The 5,604-nt window shown below is 61.8% G+C and carries 7 protein-coding genes; all 7 read right to left on the bottom strand.

Annotation, left to right across the window (positions count from 1 at the left end):
• The coding region (locus QZ964_RS19580) for a thioredoxin domain-containing protein (protein WP_292533733.1) at nucleotides 1–562 on the bottom strand (562 nt) is incomplete at its 3' end.
• A 92-nt stretch (nucleotides 563–654) separates the two neighbouring features.
• Entirely contained in the window at nucleotides 655–858 is a 204-nt protein-coding gene (locus QZ964_RS19585; protein ID WP_196392930.1) for a hypothetical protein, read from the bottom strand.
• A 169-nt stretch (nucleotides 859–1,027) separates the two neighbouring features.
• On the bottom strand, nucleotides 1,028–1,645 hold the full coding sequence (gene rpsD, locus QZ964_RS19590; protein WP_292533736.1) for a 30S ribosomal protein S4: 618 nt from the start codon (nucleotides 1,643–1,645) through the stop codon (nucleotides 1,028–1,030).
• 281 nt (nucleotides 1,646–1,926) lie between these two features.
• The gene (locus tag QZ964_RS19595) at nucleotides 1,927–2,265 is read right to left on the bottom strand and encodes a hypothetical protein (RefSeq protein WP_196405191.1); all 339 of its coding nucleotides are present in this window, start codon (nucleotides 2,263–2,265) and stop codon (nucleotides 1,927–1,929) included.
• A gap of 114 nt (nucleotides 2,266–2,379) precedes the next feature.
• Complete coding sequence (locus QZ964_RS19600) at nucleotides 2,380–3,315, bottom strand: hypothetical protein (protein ID WP_292533738.1); 936 nt, start codon at nucleotides 3,313–3,315, stop codon at nucleotides 2,380–2,382.
• A gap of 186 nt (nucleotides 3,316–3,501) precedes the next feature.
• Entirely contained in the window at nucleotides 3,502–5,247 is a 1,746-nt protein-coding gene (rpsA, locus tag QZ964_RS19605) for a 30S ribosomal protein S1 (RefSeq protein WP_196405193.1), read from the bottom strand.
• Nucleotides 5,248–5,361: 114 nt separating this feature from the next.
• On the bottom strand, nucleotides 5,362–5,604 hold a 243-nt coding region (locus tag QZ964_RS19610; protein WP_292533739.1), incomplete at its 5' end, for a hypothetical protein.

Genomic DNA, 5,604 nt, shown 5'->3' on the forward strand with positions numbered 1-5,604 from the left:
TCGGCGTCGAGTTGACGCCAAATTTCTCGGCGGCGCGATTACGCACCTTATTGACGTTTTCGTAAAGCGTCTGATCCTTTAAGACGGCCTCGAACTTCTCCTGGCCGATCCCAGCCTGTTTCAAGACATTGGCCAAGCCGTCGAGCGGCTTGTCGGAAAAGGCCCAGTTCTTCTGCTGCGAGAACAGAAGATCGACCGTCGCGTCGCGCTTGTCGCCGAGTTCGCGCGCCAGCATGAAAGCGGCCGTCGCGAGCGGATCGAGCGGGAACTCACGCAGAATGAATTTCGCCTTGCCCGTGTCGATATAGTTCTTCTTCAGCTCCGGATACACGTCGTGATGGAACGCCGCGCAGTGGCTGCACGTCATCGAAGCATATTCGACGATCGTCACGGGAGCGTCCGCCGCGCCTTCCACCACGTCGGGCAGAGCGTTCGGCGCCATCAGCTCGTCAATTGCGACCTTGCCCGAAGCAGACTTTTCGGCAAGGGCGGGCATTGCGGCGAGGAGCGCGCAGGCGGCGCCGACAAGGAAACGACGACGGGGCATAAAAGCGAAGGGCATGTGCGGTCCGTAACTGTTGCGACGCCAAAGACCATATCGTCTTCGACAATTGTGGCAAATCAAATCTGGCGAGGAGGGGCGCTAACCGGGCGCTACAGCCCGTGTTTCGGCCGAATGAACCAGTAAAGCACGCCGATAAAAGCGAGCACGACGCCGAACCAGAAAACGACGTCGCCGAGCATCAGGTCCCGCATGGTGTAGCTGATGACGCTGACCAGCAAGCCGCCGATCGCAATCCAGAGGGGACGCTGACCGCGTTCCTGCTCGGCCGGCGGCTTCTTCGATAGCCCGGACACACGCCTCTCCTTCTGCGTTTCCCTTGGTCGGCCGTCTTCAGCTGCTCGCAAGCGATGACGGCGCTTTTGCGCGTTAGACTTTCCGATTGCGGACCCACAGTCAACAATTCGGGCATAAAAAAACAGCCGCTCGACGCGGCTGTCTTCTTCACATTGCTGCGCGTCGAGGTTAGCGCGAATAGAACTCGATGACGAGGTTCGGCTCCATCTGCACCGGATAGGGCACCTCCGTCGCATGCGGCACCCGGATGAGCTTCGCGACCATTTTGGTGTGGTCGACGTCGTAATATTCCGGGGCGTCGCGCTCGGCGAGCTGAACCGCCTCGAGAACGGTCACCGCCTGTTTCGAGGCTTCCTTCACCTCGATCACGTCGCCGACCTTCACCTGATAAGACGGAATGTTGACGCGCTTGCCGTTGACGCGGATGTGGCCGTGATTGACGAACTGGCGCGCGGCGAAAACCGTCGGAACGAATTTCGCGCGATAGACGATCGCGTCAAGGCGCCGCTCCAAAAGGCCGATCAGATTATCGCCCGAGTCGCCCTTCAACCGGATCGCTTCCGCATAATATTTGCGAAACTGCTTTTCGGAAATATTGCCGTAATAGCCCTTGAGCTTCTGCTTGGCTTTGAGCTGCGTGCCATAGTCGGAGAGCTTGCCCTTGCGCCGCTGTCCGTGTTGGCCGGGGCCATATTCGCGGCGGTTGACCGGGCTCTTCGGCCGGCCCCAGATGTTCTGGCCCAGGCGGCGGTCGAGCTTGTATTTTGATTCTGCGCGCTTCGTCACTTTGACTTCGTCCTCTCATCATCGCGTTTGTTGCGTGCGAGAGGCGACAGACGAAAATCGTCCGGAGCCTTGCGCTCGGACGTCGTCCAGAATCGCGTCTCTCGCCGCCCCCGGCCAGCGCCGGGGCATCAAGAACGCGCCCTCCTCTGCCGTCATAACGGCCGACAGGCGTTTGCAGCAAACGCCACGGGTGCTGGCCTGGCGCGAACGGGCCGCGTCAGGCTCGTGGGGAGCTAAAGGAAAGCGCCCCTGAAGTCAAGATTCATGGAAAAAAGCCCGACTTACGGCCACCAGAACGGGAAACCCTCGTCGTAAGGCACGATCATGCTGGCGTTATAAGGCGGCCGCTGCGGAAGCGTCTCCTGCATATACCAGCTACGCTGGTTGCGCTCGATCGGATCGTGATTGAGGTAGGTCTGCTGGACCATGTAGCGGTTGGTGCTGCCGACCGGCACCTGGGTGCCGGGATCGAGCCAGCTGCGGCGCTGGATGTCGATCGGACCGCGGCCGCAACACGCATCGCCCGAGGCGACGCGATAGCGGGACTTCGCGAGCGCATCGCCCGCCGCGAACAACACCAGACAGGCGAGCCCCGCCGACAGCACTCTATTCTTGCGCATCACGATCCCCTTTGGACTGAACGCCTAGGATCATAATAGCGGATCGTTTCGCAAAAGCGAATTAAAGCGGGCTTTTCCCGCCAGCAATCCGCCGTCAGGGTGAATGCGGAACGCCTAGCGCGTGATCTCTGCGCCTTGGCGCGATGGCCTCGCATGCGCGCGGCGCGCGCCCTGCGCCGGACGCGCGGCGTTCTTTTGCGCCGGGATGGTCGCGGTCAGGTCGTCGCGCGAGATGTTGCCGCAGCCAATGGCGCGCGTCGACGCCGCTTGCGCGAAGAAGTCGTTCAGCGCCGGATTATCCCGACTCGCCGTGTAGTTGATGTGGTCCAACATGCAGCCGAGCGCGACCCGGTCGATCGGTTTCGCCGATTCGCCGCAGGCCAGTCCGGCGATTTCGAGAGCGAGCTTGCCATCGATGAAACGTGCGGCAAGGCAGCTGCGTTCGCTCGCCGCGACGCCTTCGGATGCAGTTTGCGAGAGCCGTATTTCGGCCGTCTCAAACGCCCCGAATTTGGTGATGAGCGCGCTCGGCTGGCCGATCTTCGCGACGTTAAGGCCGGCCTGGGCGGCGTGTCGGGTCATGTCGAGGAAGAAATCGGACGTCTTTTCCTTGTCGACGATATCCTGATGAATATCGACGCGCATGAAGGGCGCGCCCATGGCGAATTGCCCCACGGCGATCGTGTCGATACGGCCGGAGCCGTTCTCGCTGTCGCGCACGGCGAGCGTTTTTTTCTCCCGGTCGAATTCCGGCGCGGCGATGTCGAATGCGCTGAAGGGCTTCGCCATCAGCGCCGAGGCCTCGATGGCTTCGACGGAAACCTTGGTGGAAATCTTGCGCGATGGCGCGACAGGGACGCGCGGTTGCTCGACGTTCGCAGCGACTTTCGGTTCTGGGATCTGAGGTCCGCGCGGAAGAAGGACGAGTGCGGCGAGGAGAATGAGCGTCGCGCCGACGCCCATTCCGATCGCTGCGCGAACGCCCGCCGGGCGGGCGCGCAGCGGCTGCGCATAACGCCTGTAGTTGGGGTCGAATTCGGCAACGCTCATGGGACGCGACTCCGGCGGCCCGCGGCGGCCGCGGGCGGAAAACACGCCGACTTTGCCCAGTCGTTTCAGAAGTTAGCGTTAACGGCTCTGCGCGAATTGGGGTTTGGTGAATGAAAGGTTTACGCGAGGCGCAAAGAAAAGCCCGCGCCTTGCGGCGCGGGCCTGAAACTCGCGGTCGAGGAGATCTTACTCCTCGTCGTCCTTCTTGGCTTTCTTGGGCGTCTCTTCGCGGGCTTTGAGCGCCGCGCCAAGGATGTCGCCCAATGAAGCGCCGGAGTCGGCCGAGCCATATTGCGCGATGGCCTCCTTCTCTTCAGCGACTTCGAGCGCCTTGATCGAGACGGAGACCTTGCGGGCCTTGCGGTCGAACAGCGTCACGCGGGCGTCGACCTTCTCGCCGACGGCGAACCGTTCGGGACGCTGGTCGGCGCGGTCGCGAGCGAGTTCGCTGCGCTTGATGAAGGTGGAGAGATCGGTGCCGGTGATCTTTACGTCGATGCCGGAATCCTTCACCTCGATCACCTCGCAGGTGATGACGAGGCCCTTTCTGAGCTCGGCGCCTTCTTCGGCGCTGACGGAAGCGAACGGATCGCCCGCGAGCTGCTTGACGCCAAGCGAAATGCGCTCCTTCTCCACGTCGACGTCGAGGACCTGGGCGTTGATCGTGTCGCCCTTCTTATACTCCTCGATGACCTGCTCGCCGGGACGGTTCCAGTCGAGATCCGACAGATGGACCATGCCGTCAACGTCGCCGTCGAGGCCGATGAAGAGCCCGAACTCGGTCTTGTTCTTCACTTCGCCAGAGACGGTCGAGCCGATCGGATGCTTCTCGGCGAAGGCCTCCCACGGATTCTGCAGGCACTGCTTGAGGCCCAGCGAGATTCGGCGCTTGACCGGATCGACCTCGAGCACCTGAACGTCGACTTCCTGGCTCGTCGAGACGATCTTGCCGGGGTGGACGTTCTTTTTCGTCCAGCTCATTTCCGAGACATGGACGAGGCCTTCGATGCCAGGCTCCAGTTCGACGAAAGCGCCGTAGTCGGTGATGTTGGTCACGCGGCCGTGGAATCTGGCGCTGATCGGATATTTCGCCTCGATGCCCTGCCAGGGATCCTCGAGGAGCTGCTTCATGCCGAGCGAGATGCGGTGCGTCTCGTGATTGATCTTGATGATCTTCACCTTGACGGTCTGACCGATGGTCAGCACCTCGGACGGATGATTGACGCGCCGCCATGCGATGTCGGTGACATGCAGCAGGCCGTCGATGCCGCCGAGATCCACGAAGGCGCCGTAGTCGGTGATATTCTTCACGACGCCGTCGATCACCTGTCCCTCTTCGAGGTTGGCGACGATCTCATGGCGCTGCTCGGCGCGGCTCTCTTCGAGCACGGTGCGGCGCGAGACGACGATATTGCCGCGCCGGCGGTCCATCTTCAGGATGTGGAACGGCTGCGGCACGTTCATCAGCGGGCCGACGTCGCGGATCGGTCGGATGTCGACCTGGCTGCGCGGCAGAAAGGCCACGGCGCCGTCGAGGTCGACGGTGAAGCCGCCCTTGACCTGATTGAAGATGACGCCCTCGACCTTTTCATTGGTCTCGAAGGCCTTTTCGAGCTTGACCCAGCTCTCTTCGCGGCGCGCCTTGTCGCGCGAAATGACGGCTTCGCCGAGCGCGTTCTCGACGCGCTCCAGGTAGACTTCGACCTCTTCGCCCACTTGGGGGGCGGGGTCGCGGCCATAGCCGGTGAATTCCTTGATGGCGACGCGGCCCTCGGTCTTGAGGCCGATGTCGATGACGGCGACATCCTTTTCGATGGCGACGACGCGGCCCTTGATGACGGAGCCTTCGAAGGCCTCGTTCTGGCCATAGCTCTCGTCAAGCAGAGCGGCGAAATCTTCGCGCGTAGGCGCGCGATCGGTCGTGGCGGACATTTGTTCTCCTGAGAGCCCAGAGAGGGCGGCGCCGGCAAGGGTTAGCGTTGCAGATCGGCTTTCGGCGATCGGACGTCCCCCGCGGCTAAAACGCGAGGCTGGACGAAAAGTTCGCTAAGCGAACTGCCGGCGCGGCCCGATGTCGAAAACCAAAGCGAATGCCCCGGCTTGGTTACCGAGGCGGGGCCTATCTACCAGCGGCGCGCCGCCGTCGCAAGCGCGCCGAAAAGAAAAGAGTTGACGCAGCCTGCGCAAAGCCATGATATTGCGCTGCAATAAGTTAACAATAGACTGTTTTAATATAATAATCATATCGCGAAAGGCACGCTTATTGGCGAATTTCTCGCTAGCGGAATC

This window comes from Methylocystis sp., from assembly GCF_021731785.1.
GTDB lineage: Bacteria > Pseudomonadota > Alphaproteobacteria > Rhizobiales > Beijerinckiaceae > Methylocystis.

Coding starts and splice junctions, on each gene's coding strand:
- QZ964_RS19595 (WP_196405191.1), bottom strand. CDS start 2,265: ATGCGCAAGAATAGAGTGCTGTCGGCGGGGCTCGCCTGTCTGGTGTTG.
- QZ964_RS19600 (WP_292533738.1), bottom strand. CDS start 3,315: ATGAGCGTTGCCGAATTCGACCCCAACTACAGGCGTTATGCGCAGCCG.
- rpsA (WP_196405193.1), bottom strand. CDS start 5,247: ATGTCCGCCACGACCGATCGCGCGCCTACGCGCGAAGATTTCGCCGCT.